This window comes from Shinella sp. HZN7 (assembly GCF_001652565.1).
Taxonomy (GTDB): Bacteria; Pseudomonadota; Alphaproteobacteria; order Rhizobiales; family Rhizobiaceae; genus Shinella; species Shinella granuli.
The window spans coordinates 142,403-161,261 of the sequence record NZ_CP015737.1; the positions used below are offsets into that span (position 1 = coordinate 142,403).

Annotated in this window: 16 protein-coding genes; 13 read left to right on the plus strand and 3 right to left on the minus strand. The window is 66.3% G+C overall.

The features are described from left to right. The first annotated feature begins 26 nt into the window (after positions 1 to 26). The 3 genes from shn_RS23060 (at position 27) to shn_RS23070 (ending at position 5,000) form a co-directional block, all read left to right on the plus strand. Entirely contained in the window at positions 27 to 1,898 is a 1,872-nt protein-coding gene (locus tag shn_RS23060) for a sigma-54-dependent Fis family transcriptional regulator (RefSeq protein WP_064332864.1), read from the plus strand. 162 nt (positions 1,899 to 2,060) lie between these two features. Continuing rightward, complete coding sequence (locus shn_RS23065; RefSeq protein ID WP_064332865.1) at positions 2,061 to 3,134, plus strand: 2,3-butanediol dehydrogenase; 1,074 nt, start codon at positions 2,061 to 2,063, stop codon at positions 3,132 to 3,134. Between the two features lie 66 nt (positions 3,135 to 3,200). Beyond that, the gene (locus shn_RS23070; protein WP_064332866.1) at positions 3,201 to 5,000 is read left to right on the plus strand and encodes an NAD(P)/FAD-dependent oxidoreductase; all 1,800 of its coding nucleotides are present in this window, start codon (positions 3,201 to 3,203) and stop codon (positions 4,998 to 5,000) included. A 76-nt stretch (positions 5,001 to 5,076) separates the two neighbouring features. On the opposite strand, the gene shn_RS23075 is transcribed toward shn_RS23070, so the two are convergent. The 3 genes from shn_RS23075 to shn_RS23085 form a co-directional block, all read right to left on the minus strand. Next, positions 5,077 to 6,450, minus strand: a complete 1,374-nt coding sequence (locus tag shn_RS23075) for an aspartate aminotransferase family protein (protein WP_064332867.1) — start codon at positions 6,448 to 6,450, stop codon at positions 5,077 to 5,079. Between the two features lie 257 nt (positions 6,451 to 6,707). Beyond that, positions 6,708 to 8,204, minus strand: a complete 1,497-nt coding sequence (locus tag shn_RS23080) for an NAD-dependent succinate-semialdehyde dehydrogenase (protein WP_064332868.1) — start codon at positions 8,202 to 8,204, stop codon at positions 6,708 to 6,710. 131 nt (positions 8,205 to 8,335) lie between these two features. After that, the gene (locus shn_RS23085) at positions 8,336 to 8,818 is read right to left on the minus strand and encodes an Lrp/AsnC family transcriptional regulator (RefSeq protein ID WP_064332869.1); all 483 of its coding nucleotides are present in this window, start codon (positions 8,816 to 8,818) and stop codon (positions 8,336 to 8,338) included. A 66-nt stretch (positions 8,819 to 8,884) separates the two neighbouring features. On the opposite strand from shn_RS23085, the gene shn_RS23090 reads away from it, so the two are divergent. The 10 genes from shn_RS23090 to doeB all read left to right on the plus strand — a co-directional run bounded on the left by shn_RS23090 (position 8,885) and on the right by doeB (position 18,662). Continuing rightward, on the plus strand, positions 8,885 to 10,306 hold the full coding sequence (locus shn_RS23090) for a PLP-dependent aminotransferase family protein (RefSeq protein WP_245337460.1): 1,422 nt from the start codon (positions 8,885 to 8,887) through the stop codon (positions 10,304 to 10,306). 122 nt (positions 10,307 to 10,428) lie between these two features. Beyond that, on the plus strand, positions 10,429 to 11,214 hold the full coding sequence (gene ehuA / locus shn_RS23095; RefSeq protein WP_064332871.1) for an ectoine/hydroxyectoine ABC transporter ATP-binding protein EhuA: 786 nt from the start codon (positions 10,429 to 10,431) through the stop codon (positions 11,212 to 11,214). 62 nt (positions 11,215 to 11,276) lie between these two features. Then, entirely contained in the window at positions 11,277 to 12,128 is an 852-nt protein-coding gene (ehuB, locus tag shn_RS23100; RefSeq protein WP_064332872.1) for an ectoine/hydroxyectoine ABC transporter substrate-binding protein EhuB, read from the plus strand. 205 nt (positions 12,129 to 12,333) lie between these two features. Beyond that, on the plus strand, positions 12,334 to 12,993 hold the full coding sequence (gene ehuC, locus shn_RS23105) for an ectoine/hydroxyectoine ABC transporter permease subunit EhuC (protein WP_064332873.1): 660 nt from the start codon (positions 12,334 to 12,336) through the stop codon (positions 12,991 to 12,993). A gap of 2 nt (positions 12,994 to 12,995) precedes the next feature. After that, complete coding sequence (ehuD, locus tag shn_RS23110) at positions 12,996 to 13,658, plus strand: ectoine/hydroxyectoine ABC transporter permease subunit EhuD (RefSeq protein WP_064332874.1); 663 nt, start codon at positions 12,996 to 12,998, stop codon at positions 13,656 to 13,658. Beyond that, the gene (gene eutA / locus shn_RS23115) at positions 13,658 to 14,434 is read left to right on the plus strand and encodes an ectoine utilization protein EutA (RefSeq protein WP_064332875.1); all 777 of its coding nucleotides are present in this window, start codon (positions 13,658 to 13,660) and stop codon (positions 14,432 to 14,434) included. Before ehuD ends, eutA begins: the two co-directional genes overlap by 1 nt. Before the next feature lie 3 nt (positions 14,435 to 14,437). After that, positions 14,438 to 15,445: a hydroxyectoine utilization dehydratase EutB gene (gene eutB / locus shn_RS23120; protein ID WP_064332876.1), complete on the plus strand. Its 1,008-nt coding sequence runs from the start codon at positions 14,438 to 14,440 to the stop codon at positions 15,443 to 15,445. Further along, positions 15,442 to 16,434, plus strand: a complete 993-nt coding sequence (eutC, locus tag shn_RS23125) for an ectoine utilization protein EutC (RefSeq protein WP_064332877.1) — start codon at positions 15,442 to 15,444, stop codon at positions 16,432 to 16,434. The genes eutB and eutC overlap by 4 nt, the downstream gene beginning before the upstream one ends. A 34-nt stretch (positions 16,435 to 16,468) precedes the next feature. Beyond that, a complete protein-coding gene (gene doeA, locus shn_RS23130; RefSeq protein WP_064332878.1) occupies positions 16,469 to 17,650 on the plus strand; it encodes an ectoine hydrolase DoeA in 1,182 nt (393 codons plus the stop codon). A gap of 4 nt (positions 17,651 to 17,654) precedes the next feature. Then, on the plus strand, positions 17,655 to 18,662 hold the full coding sequence (gene doeB, locus shn_RS23135) for a N(2)-acetyl-L-2,4-diaminobutanoate deacetylase DoeB (RefSeq protein WP_064332879.1): 1,008 nt from the start codon (positions 17,655 to 17,657) through the stop codon (positions 18,660 to 18,662). The last annotated feature ends 197 nt before the right edge of the window (positions 18,663 to 18,859 follow it).

An 18,859-nucleotide genomic window follows, 5' to 3' on the forward strand; every position in this document is an offset into this window, starting at 1 on the left:
CGACCATGCGGGTGGGAGGATGTCTTATGGTGTCGACGCTGTCGCACATACGGGAGATCGAACGCGTCGGCATGGGCGCCGTCAGCCCGCGCGATGCGCCCGTCGTCAAATCCTGGCTGCGCTGCCTCAACGACTACAAGCTCGACCCGACCATCGCGCAGGAAGCCTATATCGTTCCCGAACTGAAGCTGCGCGAGCATCGCGAGCAGGCGGAGGAACTGATCCGCATCGGCCGCTCCGGCCTCGAAGGCTTGTTCAACCAAGTCGCCGGGCAGAACTATGTGCTGCTGCTGTCCGATGCGCGCGGCGTCACCGTCGATTTCATGGGCGATCCGACCTTCGACAACCAGCTTCGCAAGGCGGGGCTCTATCTCGGCTCGGAATGGTCGGAAAAACGCGCGGGCACCTGCGCCGTCGGTGCCTGCATCGTCTCCGGCGAGCCGGTCATCATCCACCAGGACGATCATTTCGACGCCAGCCATATCGGGCTGACCTGCACGGCCGCGCCGGTCTTCGACACGCTGGGCGACCTCACCGCGGTGCTCGACATTTCCCAGCTCCGCTCGCCGACCGCCAAGGCCAGCCAGCAGCTGGCGCTGCACCTCGTCGCCTCCACCGCGCGGCGCATCGAGCTTGCCAACCTCATGACCCGCACCCGCAACGACTGGGTGCTGCGCCTTGCCCGTTCGCCGGAGTTCCTGGACGTCGATCCGGACGCCGCCATCGCGCTCGACGGGTCCGGCCGCATCACCGGCATGACCCATGGCGGTTTCGGCGCGCTCGCCCGCTCGATGAACATGCGTGGCCTGGCGACGCGCGATTTCCTTGGCCTGCGGATATCCGAGGTCTTCGACATGGATGTGGACGACCTGCCGCGTTTCATGCGCGGCCGGCCGAATGGCGAACGCCTGCTGCGCGCGAAAAACGGCCTCGTGCTCTTCGCCAGCGCCATCGCGCCCGCCGTCAGCCTGCGCGCGCCGAACATGCCGGCGCCGCGCCTGCCGCGGGCGTTGCGCGACCTCAGCCAGGGCGACGCGGCGATGCAGCGGGTGCAGGCGCGGGCGGCGAAGCTTGCGGCGCGCGACATCCCGATCCTCATCCAGGGCGAGACCGGCAGCGGCAAGGAATTCCTCGCCCGCGCGATTCATGATAGCTGCGGCGGCAGCGGCAATTTCGTCGCCGTCAATTGCGCGGCGATCCCCGAACACCTCATCGAATCCGAACTGTTCGGCTACACGCCCGGTGCCTTCACCGGCGCCAGCCAGAAGGGCAAGCGCGGCCTGATCGAGGAGGCGAATGGCGGAACGCTCTTCCTCGACGAGATCGGCGACATGCCGCTTACGCTGCAAAGCCGGCTGCTGCGCGTGCTTTCGGAAAACGAGGTGCAGCCGGTCGGCGCGCTGAAGGCGCGCCCGGTGCGCCTGCGCGTGCTCTCCGCCTCGCACCGCGACCTTGCCGACCTGGTGAAGGAGGGTCGCTTCCGGCAGGACCTCTATTATCGCCTGAACGCGGCGACGCTCAGCCTGCCGGCCCTGCGCGAGCGGGAGGACCTCGGCTGGCTGATCGACCAGCTTCTCGCCCGCATCGAAAAGGAGAACGGCGAGACCTACCGCATCGATAAGGCGGCGCAGGCCGCCCTGTTCGCCCATGCCTGGCCGGGCAATCTGCGTGAGCTTTCCAATGCGCTGCGCGTCGCCGCGGCGCTCTCCGAGGGCGGCGTCATCGATGTCGACTGCCTGCCGGACCATCTCTTCGCCGGGCCTGTGGCCGCCCCGCCCGACGATGACGGCGAACTGCGCCAGGCGCTCAGCGATTGCGGTAACAATGTCTCTGCGCTTGCCCGCAAACTCGGCGTCAACCGCTCCACCATCCACCGCCGGCTGAAGCGCCTCAACTGATGCGGCGCCTGCAACACCTGTTGCACGCCACCTGTTGCATTTCGCCCGGCGGCGAAATCCCCTTCCTCGCAATCATTTGAAAAGACAGTGAAATCATGCGCTCTGCCATTCTGGCACGGCGCTTGCTGACCTTCCTGTGCAAGAACAACAGGAGGAAACACAATGAAAGCTCTGCGCTTTCACGCCGCCAAGGATCTGCGCATCGAGGAGGTCGATGCCCCGCCGTCGCCCGGCCCGGGCGAGGTGCTGGTCGAGAACCGCTTCTGCGGCATCTGCGGCACGGACCTGCATGAATATGCCTATGGCCCGATCTTCGTGCCGAAGGAGCCGCATCCCTTCACCGGCGCGCACGGGCCGCAGATCCTCGGCCACGAATTCGGCGGCGTCGTCAAGGCGGTCGGCGCAGGCGTCGCACATGTGAAGCCCGGAGACCGGGTGTCGATCCAGCCGCTCATCATGCCCCGCCAGGGCGACTACTATGCCGATCGCGGCCTCTTTCATCTCAGCGGCAACCTCGCGCTTGCCGGCTTGTCCTGGCATTCCGGCGGCATGGCCGAGGCCGCCCTTCTCAACGACTACAATGTCCAGCCCATTCCGGATGCCCTGAGCGATGAGGAGGCCGCGCTCATCGAGCCGACGGCGGTCGCCGTCTATGCCTGCGATCGCGGCGGCGTGACGGCCGGCAACAGCGTGCTCGTCACCGGCGCCGGGCCGATCGGCATTCTCGTCGCCATGGCGGCGCGTGCCGCGGGCGCCTCGCAGCTCTTTCTCTCCGATCTCAACGACACGCGGCTGGCGCTGGCGCGCGAGGCGCTGGGCACGGTGCGCACCATCAATCCGAAGACGGAAAAGGTGGGCGACGTCATCCGCGCCGAGACGGAGGGCGGCGTCGGCTGCGATGTCGCCATCGAATGCGTCGGCAACGAGCATGCGCTGAAGAACTGCGCCGATGCGGTGCACAAGCAGGGCGTCGTCGTGCAGACCGGGCTTCACCCCGGCGAGAACCCGCTGAACTGGTTCGACGTCACCTTCAAGGACATCGATATCCGCGGCTCCTGGGCCTATCCGACCCACTACTGGCCGCGCGTCGCCCGGCTGGTCGCCAGCGGCCAGATCCCGGCAAGCCGCATCGTCACGAAATATGTCTCGCTCCGCGAGGCCGTTTCGGAAGGGTTCGACCAGTTGCTCGACCCGGCCGGCAAGCACCTGAAAATCCTGATCGACCTTTCCCGTTAGGCCGGTCCGTCTTGCGGGTCGGTTGAGGAGCCGTCCCGTCTTTCACCTGAGCAGGAGGAGAAACATATGCTCGACAAAACCCCCACCACCCGCGTCCAGACGCTTCTCGACACGTTCGGCGCGGCCCTTGAAGCTGGCCGGATCGACGATGCCGTCGCCCTCTTCGCCGAGGAATGCTACTGGCGCGACCTCGTCGCCTTCACCTGGAACCTCAAGACCGTCGAGGGGCGCGATCAGGTGCGCGACATGCTGCAATCCCAGCTCTCCACCGCCAAGCCTTCCAACTGGCGCGTCGCCGACGGCGAGGCGGCGACGGAGGCGGATGGCGTTCTGGAAAGCTGGATCTCGTTCGAGACGGCGGTCGGGCGCGGTTATGGCCTCGTACGCTTCAAGAACGGCCTCATCTGGACGCTGCTGACGGTGCTGTCCGAACTGAAGGGCCACGAGGAGAAATCCGGCTTCACCCGCCCGCTCGGCGCCAGGCATGGCCAGAATGTCGGCGCCAAGACCTGGAAGGAGGAGCGCGAGGAGGAGGAACGCACGCTCGGCTATGAGAAGCAGCCCTATACCGTCATCATCGGCGGCGGGCAGGGCGGCATCGCGCTCGGCGCGCGGCTGCGCCAGCTCGGCGTGCCGACGATCATCCTGGAAAAGAACGACCGGCCCGGCGATAGCTGGCGCAAGCGCTACAAGTCGCTCTGCCTGCACGATCCCGTCTGGTACGACCACCTGCCCTATATCGATTTCCCGAAGAACTGGCCGGTCTTCGCGCCGAAGGACAAGATCGGCGACTGGCTGGAATTCTACACCAAGGTCATGGAGCTGAACTACTGGACACGCTCCGCCGCCAAATCGGCGAAATGGGACGAGGCCGCCAGGGAATGGACCGTCGTCGTCGACCGCGACGGCGAGGAGGTGGTGCTGCGGCCGAAGCAGCTTGTCTTTGCGACCGGCATGTCCGGCAAGGCGAACATCCCGGATTTCAAGGGCCGCGAGCGGTTCAAGGGCGAGCAGCACCATTCCTCGCAGCATCCGGGTCCGGACGGTTACAAGGGCAGGAAGGTCGTGGTCATCGGCTCGAACAATTCGGCGCATGACATCTGCGCCGCGCTCTACGAGGCCGGCGTCGACGCCACCATGATCCAGCGCTCGACGACCCATATCGTGCGCTCCGACACGCTGATGGATATCGGCCTCGGTTCGCTCTATTCGGAGCAGGCGCTGGCGAACGGCGTGACGACGGCGAAAGCCGATCTCATCTTCGCCTCGCTGCCCTACCGGATCATGCACGAGTTCCAGATCCCGCTCTACGACAAGATGCGCGAGCGCGACGCCGATTTCTACGCGGCGCTGGAAAAGGCCGGGTTCCAGCTCGACTGGGGTGCGGACGGTTCAGGCCTCTTCATGAAGTACCTGCGCCGCGGCTCCGGCTACTATATCGACATCGGCGCCTCGCAACTGATCATCGACGGCAAGGTGAAGCTTGCCGCGGGGCAGGTGGAGGAGATCACGGAAAACGCCATCAGGCTTTCCGATGGCAAGGAAATCCCTGCCGACGTCATCGTCTATGCGACGGGCTACGGCTCGATGAACGGCTGGGTCGCCGATCTCATCGACCAGGAGACCGCCGACAAGGTCGGCAAGGTCTGGGGTCTCGGTTCGGATACGCCGAAGGATCCGGGTCCCTGGGAGGGTGAGCAGCGCAACATGTGGAAGCCGACGCAGCAGGAGGCGCTGTGGTTCCACGGCGGCAACCTGCACCAGTCGCGCCACTATTCGCAATATCTCGCCCTGCAGCTCAAGGCGCGCATGGAAGGCATCCCGACGCCGGTCTACGCCCTCCAACCGGTGCATCATCGGAAGTAGGCCGGCGCGCCGAGGGCGGGCGGCGTTGCGCCACCCGCCCTCGATGGGTTCGTGCCGATATGGATTGCCGGCCGGCTCAGCTGAGAACCGCCTTCACCGCATCGGCCGTCGCCTTCACGACGATGTCCGCTTCTTCCCTCGTCAGGCACAGCGGCGGGGCGAAGCCCAGAATATCGCCCTGCGGCATGGCACGGCCGATGACGCCGCGTTCCAGGAGGGCGGCGGAGACCTGCGGGCCGATCTTCCTGCCCGGATCGAAGAAGGCGCGGTCGTCCTTGTCCTCGACGAATTCGACCGCCGCCATCAGGCCGTCGCCGCGCACCTCGCCGACATGCTTGTGGTCGCCGACGGCCTTGGCGAGTTCGCTGCGGAAATAGGCGCCGGTGGAGCCGGCATTTTCCACGAGGCCGAGCTCGTCGATGAGTTCCAGATTGGCGACGCCGGCGGCGGCGCAGATCGGGTGCGAGGAATAGGTCCAGCCGTGGCCGATGGGGCCGAGTTCATCCGAGCCCTTCACCAGCACCTCCCAGACCTTGTCCGAGACGATGGTGCCTGACAGAGGCGCATAGGCGGAGGTGAGGCCCTTGGCGATGGTGATGAGGGCGGGCTTCATGCCGTAGTGGTCGGAGCCGAACATCGTGCCGAGGCGGCCGAAGCCGGTGACGACCTCGTCGGCGATCAGCAGGATGTCGTACTTGTCGAGCACGGCCTGGATCTTCTGCCAGTAACCCTTCGGCGGCGGCACGATGCCGCCGGTGCCGAGGATCGGCTCGCCGATGAAGGCGGCGACGGTGTCCGGGCCTTCGGCAAGGATCATCTCCTCCAGCTTGTCGGCGCAATATTGCGAGAACTGTTCCTCGTCCATCGACCGGTCCGGACGACGGAAGAAGTAGGGGGCCTCCGTGTGCAGGATCGGCGCGCGCGGCAGGTCGAAGGCATTGTGGAAGAGGTGAAGGCCGGTCAGCGAGCCGGTCATGACGCCGGAGCCGTGATAGCCGCGCCAGCGCGAGATGATCTTCTTCTTCTCCGGCCGGCCGAGGATGTTGTTGTAATACCAGACGAGCTTGATGTTCGTCTCGTTGGCATCCGAGCCGGAAAGCCCGAAATAGACGCGGCTCATGCCCTCGGGTGCGCGGTCGATGATCATCTTGGAAAGCGTGATCGAGGCTTCCGTGCCGTGGCCGACATAGGCGTGGTAGTAGGCGAGGTTCTTCGCCTGCTCTGCAATCGCGTCGGCGATCTTCGTGCGGCCGTAGCCGACATTGACGCAATAGAGGCCGGCAAAGGCGTCGAGGCTCGTCTTGCCGTTCGTATCGGTGATGTAGACGCCCTCGCCGCCGCCGATCACGCGCGTCGGCGTCTCGCCGCGGGCGTGCATGCCCATATGGGTGGAGGGGTGGAAGAAGTGGTCGCGGTCCCAGGCGGTGAGTTCGTTGCGTCGGTCGAGCATGGTCTTTTCCTTTCGAAGTCGGTTGTTCTTAGAGTTCTGGGGCACGGTTGTCCGATATTTTCACCGTCATTCCCTTTTTCCCATCGTCATCCTCACTCTCCCTCCGTCATCCTCGGGCTTGACCCGAGGATCCACAATCTCGGTGGCACATGGATCCTCGGGTCAAGCCCGAGGATGACGATCGAGAGGTTGGGCACCCCGGGGTCGGGCGCCCGGAGCAGGTGCCCGGAACCAAGCCGGTGGAGGCGCGCCCGGGATCAAGCAGCCGTGTCGATGCAGAGATATTTCAGTTCCGTGAAGGCCTCCATGCCGTGGCGCGAGCCCTCGCGGCCGAGGCCGGATTGTTTCCAGCCGCCGAAGGGGATCGGCCCGCCGGTGATCTTCACGCGGTTGACCGCCACCATGCCGTATTCCAGCGCGCGGGCAAGCCGCATCTGGCGTGCGCCGTTTTCGGTGACGACATAGGCGACGAGGCCGTATTCGGTGTCGTTGGCGCGGGCGATCACCTCCGCCTCGCTGTCGAAGGCCGTAACGGCGGCGACGGGGCCGAAGGTCTCCTCGCGCATGATCAGCGCATCGTCGGAAACCTCGGTCAGAAGCGTCGGTTCGTAGAACAGCGGGCCGGCCTTGTGGCGCCTGCCGCCGGTGAGGACCTTCGCGCCGTGTTTGACGGCGTCGGCCACCTGCTCCTCCGCCTTGGCGATGGCGCGCTCGTGCATCAGCGGCCCGATCTCGACATCCGCGTCCAGCCCGGCACCGACTTTCAGCGCCGCGATGCGGGCCATGAAGGCCTTGGTGAAGGCGGCAAGGACGGGGCGCTCGACATAGATGCGGTTGGCGGCAAGGCAATCCTGCCCCGATGTGGCGAACTTGGCGTTGACGGCGATGTCGGCCGCCTTCTCGATATCGGCGTCGGCAAAGACGATCAGGGGCGCATGGCCGCCGAGCTCCATGACGAGGCGCTTCATGGTCGGCGCGCACTGGCCGGCGATCAGCCTGCCGATCTCCGTCGAGCCGGTGAAGCTCATGGCGCGCACGCGGGCGTCGGCGTTCATACAGCCGACGATGGTGGCGGCATCGCCCGTCACGACGTTGAAGACGCCTGCCGGGAGGCCGGCCCGCTCGCCGAGCTCGGCAAGTGCGAGGGCGGAAAGCGGCGTTTCGCTGGAGGGATGGGCGACCACGGTGCAGCCGGCGGCAAGCGCGGCGGCGGCCTTGCGGGTAATCATGGCGGAGGGGAAGTTCCACGGCGTCACGATGCCGACGACGCCGAGCGCCTCACGGCGCACGATCATCTCGGCGCCGGGCAGGTGGCTCGTCACGCTCTCGGCATTGAGGCGCTTGCCCTCCTCGGCATACCACTCGATGAAGGAGGCGGCATAGTCGATCTCGCCGCGGGATTCGGCGAGTGGCTTTCCCTGTTCCAGCGTCATCAGCAGCGCGAGATCCTCGCGCGCTTCGAGGATCAGCCCGTGCCATTTGCGCAGGATCGCGGCGCGCTGCTGCGGCAGCAGGTCCCGCCAGACGGGAAAGGCCTGCGCGGCGGCCGAGACCGCCTCCGTCGTCTGGCCGGCATCGAGGGCGGCGACCCAGGCGAGCGTCGCGCCGGAGGCGGGGTCCGTCACGGCGAAGCTGTCACCGTTGTGGCCGGCCACCCAGCGGCCGCCGACATAGGAGAGTTCGCGCAGCAGGTGAGGATCGCTCAGGCGGGCGAGCGCTTCGTGAAAAACGGTCCGGGCGAATAGGGCGGTCATGTCGGCCTCCTCTGGCTGTGTCGACGGTGAGTCTGCCAGAGGCGCGGCGACAGATTGTCTATTGCCGGGCTCGGCCGCAGAGACTTTGGCCAAACCGGCCGTCGGCCATAGACAATCTCTCTACGTCGATATCAGTCCGGGGCCGGCAGCAGCGTCGTCAGCGGCAGCGCGGTCTCCTCCTTCACCGTCTTGGTGACAATGTAGGTGAAGTAGCGGTCGATGCCGAGTTCGCGGTCGAGCAGGTCGTCCACCAGCCGCTGGTAGGCGTCGATGTCGGGGGCCATGATCTTCAGGATGTAATCGACGCCGCCGCCGACCGACCAGCAGGCGACGATCTCCGGCGTTGCCGCCACCGCACGCTCGAAGCGGTCGAAATCGGCCTGCCGGTGGTTGGCGAGTGTCACCTCCATCATGACGCTGGCGACCGGGGCCAGGCGCCGCACCGCGACGCGCGCATGATAGCCCGTCACGATGCCCGCCTTTTCCAGCTTGCGCAGGCGCAGCCAGCAGGGCGTCGGGGAAAGGCCCGCCTTTTCCGCCAGCGCCAGCTTGGTGATGCGCCCGTTCTCCTGGATCGCCTCCAGGATGCGCAGGTCGATGGCGTCGAGTTTCATGCGGTCGCCCTCCGGGCGGATATCATGTCAAAGCCGAGAAAAAGACCATGGAAAGGCATTTTGGCGTTGTCAATTGAACTGAATTTGAGCACTGTTGAAATCATGACAAATTGGCGACCCGATATATCCCAATTGCGCCGGCCGGCCTACCTTTCTCTCGCCGAGCAGATCGCCCGCGCCATCCAGGAAGGACTGCTGCCCAACGGTACACGCCTTCTGCCACACCGCAAGCTTGCCGACGACCTGAAACTTTCCGTGCAGACCGTCAGCCGCGCCTATGACGAACTGATCCGCCGCGGCCTGATTTCCGGCGAGATCGGCCGTGGTTCCTTCGTGCAGACGCGGCCGAAGGAGCCGGAGCCGCCCTATCTGCCCGAGCGGCTCGGCGAGCTGGTCGACCTGTCGATCCTGAAACCCGTCTGCGAGCAGATCCACCTGGAGCGCATGCGCGAGGCCTTCGGGTGGCTTGCGGAAAACCTGCCGTCGAGCTCGGCTCTGTCCTTCCGCCCCAACATGGTTTTCCCGCGCCACCGGGCCGTCGCGGCCGAATGGCTGGCGCGCTGCGGGCTCGACATTTCGCCGCTCAACATCAGCCTCACCAATGGCGCGACGTCGGGCATGACGGTGGCGCTGATGAGCGTCGCCCCGCCCGGCGCGACCGTCGCCACGGAGGCGATCAGCCACCACACGCTGGTGCCGCTCTCCACCTATCTTGGCCTCCATCTCGAAGGCCTGCCGATCGACCGCGACGGCATGATCCCCGAGGCGCTGGACGAAGCCTGCCGCAAGGGCGTCATCCGTGCCGTGTTCCTGCAGCCCTCCGTCATCAACCCGACCGCGACGCTGATGAGCGGAGAGCGCCGGCAGGCGCTGGCCGAGGTGGCGCGGCGCCACGACATCGCGATCATCGAGAACGACATTCTGGGGCCGCTCGTCGAGGAGAGGGCGCCGCCGCTCGCCGCCTATGCGCCGGAGCGCACGCTCTACGTGACGAGTTTCACCAAGATCACGGTGCCGGGCCTGCGCATCGGCTATCTCGCCGCGCCCGACCGCTATGTCGCGGCCGTCGCCAACAGGCATCTCGTCTCGAGCTGGATGGCGACGCCCTCGATCGCCGAGATCGCCACGCGCTGGGTCGGCGACGGCACGGCGATGGAGCTCGTCACCTGGCAGCGCCGAGCGCTGGCGGCACGCCACGCCATCGCGGAGGAGATCTTCGCGGGCCTGCCCTATCGCTCGCATCCGCAGAGCCTGCATGTCTGGCTGCCGCTGCCGGAAGGGCACACCGAGGAGGGCTTCGTCTCGCAGGCCCGCCTGCGCGGCGTCGCCATCGCGCCCGGCTCCTCCTTCCGCACCGCCGACCAGGGCTGGCAGCCGGCGGTGCGCATCTCCCTCGGCTCGACGACGGAGCAGGAACTTCGCACGGGCCTCGGCATTCTGGCTTCGCTGGCCAGCGGGAACCCGGAGGCGCTGCTGCTCGCGATTTGAGTGCGGATGCCTGCCAAATGGGCGTCGAAACAATAATTGTCATGAGATTATTATCTACATTGACATGATTTAGATCGCCGCGCATCGTTAGGTCATCACGGTCTCGACAGGGAGAGACATGCATGGCCGCACCCATCATCCGCATCGACAATATCGTGAAGCGCTACGGTCCCTTGACCGTGCTCGACGGGTTGTCGATGGAGGTGCTGCCGGGCGAGAAGCTCGCCCTCATCGGCCCCTCCGGCTCCGGCAAGACGACGATCCTGCGCATCCTGATGACGCTGGAGACGATCAGCGACGGCCATATCGAGGTCGATGGCGACCAGCTCTACCATATGCCGAAGAACGGCGGCCTCGTGCCGGCGGACGATCGCCACCTGCACAGGATGCGCGAGAAGATCGGCATGGTCTTCCAGCACTTCAATCTCTTCCCGCACAAATGCGTGCTCGACAATGTCACGCTGGCGCCGATGCTGACCAAGGGCGTGGCGAAGGCCGCGGCCGAGAAGCGGGCGATGGAGCTTCTCGACATGGTGGGCCTTGCCGACAAGGCGAGGAACATGCCCGCCCAGCTGTCCGGCGGACAGAAGCAGCGTGTCGCCATCGCCCGCGCCCTCGCGCTCTCGCCGAAGATCATGCTGTTCGACGAGGTGACCTCGGCGCTCGACCCGGAACTGGTCGAGGAGGTGCTGAACGTCATGCGCAAGCTCGCCTCCGAGACCGACATGACCATGCTGCTCGTCACGCACGAGATGGGCTTCGCCCACGATTTCGCCGACCGCATCCTCTTCTTCGATCGCGGCAAGATCGTCGAGGAGGGCAAGCCGGACGAGATTTTCCGCAATCCCAGGCAGGAACGCACGCAGACCTTCCTGCGCAAGATCATCGCGGCAGGGCACCGCGTCTGAGGGTTTTTCCTCGGAGACATGCCCCAAGCAACAACCAAGGACAGCCAGAGGAGTTCGGAACGATGAAGATCAGGACGTTTTTGACCATGGCCGCCGGCGCAAGCGCGCTGATGGCAATCGCCGCCGCCATGCCGGCCCAGGCCGACGACGGCAAGCTGGAGGAACTGAAGGGGCAGGGCTTTGCCCGCGTCGCCATCGCCAACGAGCCGCCGTTCACGGCGGTTGCCGCCGACGGCAAGGTTTCGGGCGCCGCGCCCGATGTCGCCCGCGAGGTCTTCAAGCACCTCGGCGTCGATGACATCGTCGCCTCGATCTCGGAATATGGCGCGATGATCCCCGGCCTGCAGGCCGGCCGCCACGACGTCATCACCGCCGGCCTCTTCATGAAGCCGGAGCGGTGCGCCGCCGTCGCCTATTCCGAGCCGATCCTGTGCGATGCCGAGGCCTTCGCGCTGAAGAAGGGCAATCCGCTCGGCCTCAAGAGCTACAAGGACATCGCCGACAATCCGGATGCCAAGATCGGCGCGCCGGGCGGCGGCACGGAAGAGAAGCTGGCGCTTGAAGCCGGCGTGCCGCGTGACCGCGTCATCGTCGTGCCGGACGGCCAGAGCGGCCTGAAGATGCTGCAGGACGGCCGTATCGACGTCTATTCGCTGCCGGTCCTGTCGATCAACGACCTCGTCTCCAAGGCGAACGACCCGAACATCGAGGTCGTCGCGCCGGTCGAGGGCGCCCCGGTCTATTGCGACGGCGCGGCCTTCCGCAAGGGCGACGAGGCGCTGCGCGATGCCTTCGACGTCGAGCTCGCCAAGCTGAAGGAATCCGGTGAATTCGCCAAGATCATCGAGCCCTACGGCTTCTCTGCCGCCGCGGCCATGTCGACGACGCGCGAAAAGCTCTGCGCGGCGCAGTAGGAATGGTGAATCTGCCCCTCATCCCGCTGCCGCGACCTTCTCCCCGTAAACGGGGAGAAGGGGCTGGTGGCCAGGCTTTCCCGTCATCGCGTGCTTTGATGGACGGGAAGCCGGTTCCTGTTCCCCCTTCTCCCCGCTTGCGGGGAGAAGGTGCCGGCAGGCGGATGAGGGGCGCCGCTCCGTTGACGTTAACGTGGAACACACCATGACCGATTGGTCCGGCTATATAGGCTTGATCCTGCAAGGCGCGCTGGTGACGCTTCAGCTCACCGTGATGGGCTCGGCGCTCGCCCTCGTCATGGCGTTCGTCGCCGGGCTCGGGCGCGTCAGCCGTTTCATGACGGTCCGGGCGCTTGCCACCACCTATATCGAGTTCTTCCGCGGCACCTCGATCTTCGTGCAGCTCTTCTGGGTCTATTTCGTGCTGCCCTTTGCCGGCGTGACGCTCTCGCCGCTGCAGGCGGGCGTCCTGGCGCTGGGCCTCAATGTCGGGGCCTACGGGGCGGAGGTGGTGCGCGGCGCGGTCAAGGCGATCGGCCGGGAGCAGCGCGAGGCCTGCATCGCGCTCAACCTGACGCGCGGCCAGGCGATGCGCCACGTCATCCTGCCGCAGGCGCTGCCGCTCATGCTGCCGACCTTCTGCAACAATGCGATCGAGCTTCTGAAGGGCACGGCCGTCGTCTCGCTGATCTCGCTCACCGACATGACCTTCCAGGCCCAGGTGGTGCGCGCGCAGACCGGCAACACGCTGATCCCCTTCGCCGTCATCCTCGTTCTCTACTTCCTGATGGCGCTCGCCATCTCCACCACCATGCGCTGGCTGGAACGGCGCGTCACCCGCGGCCTTGATGGTGTGAGGACCTGACGATGGAATGGGACTGGAATTTCGTCTGGGAGATCATGCCGACCCTGCTCCAGGGCCTGAAGATCACCTTGCTGGCGACCGTGCTCGGCGCCGCCGTCGCCGCCGTCATCGGCCTCGTCTTCGCGATCCTGCGCATGACGGCGCCGAAGCCGATCGCCAGGGCCACGGGTTTCGTCGTGGAGTTCATCCGCGGCACGCCGCTGCTCGTGCAGCTCTATTTCATCTTCTACGTGCTGCCGGATATCGGCATCCGCCTGCCGGCGCTGCTCGCCGGCGTCATCGGCCTTGGCCTGCACTATGGCACCTACGCGGCGGAGGTCTATCGCGCCGGTATCGAGAACGTGCCGCGCGGGCAGTGGGAGGCAGCGAAGGCGACGAACCTCACCGGTCGCCAGACCTGGATCCACGTCATCCTGCCGCAGGCGATCCCGCCGATGATCCCGGCGCTCGCCAACTACCTGATCGCCATGTTCAAGGAGACGCCGCTGCTGTCAGCCATCACGGTGCTTGAACTGATGAACCAGGCGAAGAGCGTCGCCAACAGCAGCTATCGCTATATCGAGCCGATGACGCTGGTCGGCGTGTTCTTCCTGATCATGAGCCTGATCTCCGTCGTCTTCCTGCGCTGGCTGGAAGAGCGCTACGCCCGGGTGGAGGAACGCTGATGCGGACGCTCGACCTTTGCCTTGCCTCCCGCGCGCCGAAACTGGACGACCGCCCGCTGGAAAAGCGCGTCGGCCTGATCATCCTGGCGACCGACCACACGACGGAAGTCGATTTCCAGCGCATGGTGGCGAACGCGCGGATCGGCGTCTACGCCACCCGCATCCCCTATGCCAATCCGGTGACGCCGGAGAACCTCGCCGCCATGCAGCCCTCGCTGACGGCGGGCGCGGCGCTCATCCTGCCGGACGAGCCGCTGGATGTCGTGATGTATTCCTGCACCTCGGCCTCCGTCGTCATCGGCGACGCGGCGGTGACGGCTGCGGTCAAGGCGGCAAAGCCGGGCGCTGCCGTGGTGACGCCCACCGCCGCCGCGGTTTCCGGCCTGAAGGCGCTCGGCGCGAAGCGGATTTCCGTCCTGACGCCCTATACGCTCGAAATCAGCCGGCCGATGGCCGACTATTTCCTGGCGCTCGGCTTCGACATCGCCCGATTCACCTGCCTCGGTCTTTCCGATGATCGGGAGATGGCGCGGATTTCCCCGGAAGAGATCGTCGCCTTCGCGAAGGAGGCGACGGCGCCGGATTGCGATGCGCTCTTCATCTCCTGCACCGCCGTGCGCGCGGCGGGCGTGGCGGCGCAGATCGAGGCGGCCATCGGCAGGCCGGTCGTCACCAGCAACCTCGCCACCGCCTGGGCGTGCCTGCGCCTTTGCGGCGACGAAGCGGCTCGGCCGGCGCTCGGCCGGCTGATGACGCGCGCCTACCCGGGACGGTGACACATGACGAAGACAAACCTTCCCGTGACATTGGCGGATATCGAACAGGCTGCCCGACGCATCGACGGCCGTGTGCTGCGCACGCCCTTCGTCCTGTCGGCTTCGCTGACCGAACGCTGCGGCGTGCCGGTCGGCCTGAAGCTCGAACACCACCAGACGACGGGCAGCTTCAAACTGCGCGGTGCGACGAATGCCGTGCTGTCGCTTTCGACGGACCAGCGGGCGCGCGGCGTCGTGGCGGCCTCGACGGGCAATCATGGCCGGGCGCTTGCCTATGCCGCGAAGGCCGAGGGATCGGTCGCGACGATCTGCATGTCGCGGCTCGTGCCTGAGAACAAGGTCGCGGAGATCCGCCGGCTCGGTGCGGACGTGCGCATTGTCGGCCGGTCGCAGGACGAGGCGCAGGTCGAGGTGGACCGGCTGGTCACCGAGGCCGGCCTGGTCATGGTCCCGCCCTTCGACAATGCGGCGGTCGTGGCGGGGCAGGGCACGCTCGGCCTTGAGATCGTCGAAACGATGCCGGATGTCGCGACCATTCTCGTGCCGCTGTCGGGCGGCGGGCTGGCGGCAGGCGTTGCCGCGGCGGTGAAGGGACGCGTGCCGAAGGCGCGCGTCATCGGCCTCACCATGGAGCGCGGCGCGGCGATGAAGGCGAGCCTCGATGCGGGGCGGCCGGTCGCGGTCGAGGAGGTGGCGAGCCTTGCCGATTCGCTCGGCGGCGGCATCGGCCTCGACAATGCCGTGACCTTTCAAATGTGCCGCGCGCTGCTCGACGAGGTGATCCTCCTGTCGGAAGCGGAGATCGCGGCCGGCATGCGCCATGCCTATGGCGAGGAGCGCGAGGTGATCGAAGGGGCGGCGGCGGTCGGCATCGCGGCGCTGCTTTCCGGCCGGCTTGACCGGCTGGATGGCCCGGTGGCCGTCATCCTTTCCGGCCGGAACGTGGACATGGGCCTGCACAAGCGGGTCCTTGACGGCGTGGCCGATCCCCTTGCGGAGGACAGGACGTGACGCGGATGAAGATACTGACGGAAGCGGAGCTGCGGCGCATCGTACCGCTCGACCTTGAAGCCATCGCCTGCGTGGAGGAGGCCTTCCATGCGCTGGCGACCAGGGCCGTCGCCATGCCGCCGATCCTTCGGCTCGACATTCCCGAGCACCGCGGCGAGGTGGACGTGAAGACCGCCTATGTGCCCGGCCTCTCCGGGTTCGCCATCAAGATCAGCCCGGGCTTCTTCGACAATCCGAAGATCGGCCTGCCGAGCACCAACGGCCTGATGGTGCTGTTCTCGGCGACGACCGGCCTCGTCGAGGCGGTGCTGCTCGACAACGGCTACCTGACGGATGTGCGTACCGCCGCCGCCGGTGCCGTCGCCGCCCGGCATCTCTCAAGGCCGGACGCCGCGGTCGCCGCCATCTTCGGCGCCGGCATGCAGGCGAAGCTGCAACTGGAGGCCTTGTGCCTCGTCCGGCCGATCCGTGAAGCCCGCCTCTGGGCGCGCGACGGAAAGAAAGCGGAGGCGGCTGCCCTGGAGCTGACGGCAAAGCTCGGCTTGCCCGTCCGCGCCGAGGCCGATGGCCGGGCGGCGGTCGATGGTGCGGATATCATCGTCACCACCACGCCATCCGAAACGCCGGTCCTCAGGGCCGAATGGCTCCAGCCGGGCCAGCACGTCACCGCGATGGGCTCGGATGCCGAGCACAAGAACGAAATCGAGCCGGCCGTCATCACGGGCGCGGGTCTCTATGTTGCCGACAGCCTGAAACAGACCCGCCGGCTCGGCGAACTGCACCACGCCATCGCGGCGGGGCTCGTGACGGAGGGCACGGGCTTCCCCGAACTCGGCGAGATCATCGCCGGGCGCAAACCGGGCCGCAGCGGCCCCGAAGAGATCACCGTGGCGGACCTGACCGGCACGGGCATTCAGGATACGGCCATCGCCACGCTTGCTGCCGCCCGCGCGGCAGCGACGGGCGCCGGCACGGCCTTCGAGAGTTGAGACCGGCTTTTCGCCGGGTATAGAGGAAAAACCGATGAAACAAGCGAACCTGAAGTTCTCACTTCCGGAGTATGAGGCGCGCCTTGAGAAAACGCGCAGGGCCATGGAAGCCAAGGGCATCGATGTCCTGATCTGCAGCGATCCCTCCAACATGAACTGGCTGACGGGCTATGACGGCTGGTCCTTCTACGTGCACCAGTGCGTCGTCGTGCCGCCGACGGGCGAGCCGATCTGGTACGGCCGCGGGCAGGATGCCAACGGGGCGAAGTTCACCGCCTATCTCAGCCACGAGAACATCATCGGCTATCCCGACAACTACGTGCAGTCCACCGAGCGCCACCCGATGGACTATCTCTCGGCCAAGCTTGCCGAGCGCGGCCTCGACAGGCTGACCATCGGCGTCGAGATGGACAATTACTGGTTTTCCGCCGCGGCCTTCGCCTCGCTGCAGAAGCACCTGCCGAATGCCCGCTTCGTCGACGCCACGGCGCTCGTCAACTGGCAGCGCGCGGTGAAGAGCGAGACGGAAATCAAATACATGCGCAATGCCGCGCGCATCGTGGAAAAGATGCACCAGCGCATCTTCGACAGGATCGAGGTCGGCATGCGCAAATGCGATCTCGTGGCCGAAATCTACGACGCCGGCATCCGCGGCACGGATGGCATCGGCGGCGATTATCCGGCCATCGTGCCGCTGCTGCCCTCGGGCGTCGAGGCCTCCGCGCCGCACCTCACCTGGGACGACCGGCCGATGAAATCGGGCGAGGGTACCTTCTTCGAGATCGCCGGCTGCTACAACCGCTATCACCTGCCGCTGTCGCGTACCGTCTTCCTCGGCAAGCCGACACAGGCCTTCATCGATGCGGAGAAGGCGACGCTGGAGGGCATGGAGGCCGGCCTTGCCGTGGCGAAGCCCGGCAATACCTGCGAGGATATCGCCAATGCCTTCTTCGGCGTCCTCAAGAAATACGGCATCGTCAAGGACAACCGCACGGGCTATCCGATCGGCGTTTCCTATCCGCCGGACTGGGGCGAGCGCACGATGAGCCTTCGCCCCGGCGACAGGACGGAGCTGCAGCCGGGCATGACCTTCCACTTCATGACCGGTCTCTGGTTGGAGGATATGGGCTTCGAGACGACGGAGAGCATCCTCATCACCGAGAGCGGCGTCGAGTGCCTCGCCGATGTGCCGCGCAAGCTTCTCGTGAAGGACTGAGCCCATGGCGGACCGCACGCTCCGTCCGTCGCCGATCAGCCCCACGGTCGATTTCTCGGCCGAGGGCGTGCAGCACGGTTTCCTGCGCCTGCCCTACAGCCGGGACGATTCCGCCTGGGGCTCGGTGATGATCCCGGTGACGGTCGTCAAGAACGGGGAGGGCCCGACGGCGCTCCTTACCGGCGGCAACCACGGCGACGAATATGAGGGCCCGATCGCGCTCTTCGATCTCGCCCGCTCGCTGAGGGCGGAGGATGTTTCGGGGCGCGTCATCATCGTTCCCGCGATGAACTATCCGGCCTTCCTTGCCGGCACGCGCACCTCGCCGATCGACAAGGGCAACATGAACCGCAGCTTTCCGGGCGCGCCGGACGGCACGGTCACGCCGAAGATCGCGGATTACTTCCAGCGCACGCTGCTGCCGCTCGCCGACATCGTGCTCGACTTCCATTCCGGCGGCAAGACGCTCGACTTCCTGCCCTTCTGCGCCGCCCATATCCTGCCCGACAAGGTGCAGGAGGCGAAGGCGTTCGAACTCGTGCGGGCCTTCGGCGCGCCCTGGTCGATGAAGATGCTGGAGATCGACGCGGTCGGCATGTACGACACGGCGGCCGAGGAAATGGGCAAGGTCTTCATCACCACGGAACTCGGCGGCGGCGGCACGGCGACGGCGAGAAGCGCCGGCATCGCGAAGCGGGGTGTAGCGAACGTGCTGAAGGCGGCGGGCATCCTGAAAGGCGCGGTCGAGGCGTCCGACACGACCTGGCTCGACATGCCCGACGGCAACTGCTTCTCCTTCGCCGAGGACGGCGGGCTCATCGAGCCGCTTCATGACCTCGGCGACGAGGTCAGGGCCGGGGCCGTCGTCGCCCGCATCCATCCCGTCGGCCGCACCGGCGTGGCGCCGCTGGAGGTGAAGGCGAAGATGGACGGCATCCTCGCCGCCCGCCACTTCCCCGGCCTCGTCAAATCCGGCGACTGTGTCAGCGTGCTTGCGGCCATCGTCGATTGAAACCCGATATCGCCGCCGCAAATCATCTGCGGCGGCGCCCGGTTGGCGTGAAACGCATGTTTCCGTCGAGAAATCACCTGATGAAAAGCCGCGTCCTGATCTTGCAGGCTTGAAATACCGGATCTCTTGAAATTGCGCACCGATGGCGAAGTTTTGATATAAGCTGTCGACTGGTCAGGACGTTGCCGAAGTCCGTG

Excerpts from the sequence above, each read along its gene's own strand:
- shn_RS23060 (WP_064332864.1), top strand. The coding sequence starts at position 27 with ATGGTGTCGACGCTGTCGCACATACGGGAGATCGAACGCGTCGGCATG.
- shn_RS23065 (WP_064332865.1), top strand. The coding sequence starts at position 2,061 with ATGAAAGCTCTGCGCTTTCACGCCGCCAAGGATCTGCGCATCGAGGAG.
- shn_RS23070 (WP_064332866.1), top strand. The coding sequence starts at position 3,201 with ATGCTCGACAAAACCCCCACCACCCGCGTCCAGACGCTTCTCGACACG.
- shn_RS23075 (WP_064332867.1), bottom strand. The coding sequence starts at position 6,450 with ATGCTCGACCGACGCAACGAACTCACCGCCTGGGACCGCGACCACTTC.
- shn_RS23080 (WP_064332868.1), bottom strand. The coding sequence starts at position 8,204 with ATGACCGCCCTATTCGCCCGGACCGTTTTTCACGAAGCGCTCGCCCGC.
- shn_RS23085 (WP_064332869.1), bottom strand. The coding sequence starts at position 8,818 with ATGAAACTCGACGCCATCGACCTGCGCATCCTGGAGGCGATCCAGGAG.
- ehuA (WP_064332871.1), top strand. The coding sequence starts at position 10,429 with ATGGCCGCACCCATCATCCGCATCGACAATATCGTGAAGCGCTACGGT.
- ehuB (WP_064332872.1), top strand. The coding sequence starts at position 11,277 with ATGAAGATCAGGACGTTTTTGACCATGGCCGCCGGCGCAAGCGCGCTG.
- ehuC (WP_064332873.1), top strand. The coding sequence starts at position 12,334 with ATGACCGATTGGTCCGGCTATATAGGCTTGATCCTGCAAGGCGCGCTG.
- ehuD (WP_064332874.1), top strand. The coding sequence starts at position 12,996 with ATGGAATGGGACTGGAATTTCGTCTGGGAGATCATGCCGACCCTGCTC.
- eutA (WP_064332875.1), top strand. The coding sequence starts at position 13,658 with ATGCGGACGCTCGACCTTTGCCTTGCCTCCCGCGCGCCGAAACTGGAC.
- eutB (WP_064332876.1), top strand. The coding sequence starts at position 14,438 with ATGACGAAGACAAACCTTCCCGTGACATTGGCGGATATCGAACAGGCT.
- doeA (WP_064332878.1), top strand. The coding sequence starts at position 16,469 with ATGAAACAAGCGAACCTGAAGTTCTCACTTCCGGAGTATGAGGCGCGC.
- doeB (WP_064332879.1), top strand. The coding sequence starts at position 17,655 with ATGGCGGACCGCACGCTCCGTCCGTCGCCGATCAGCCCCACGGTCGAT.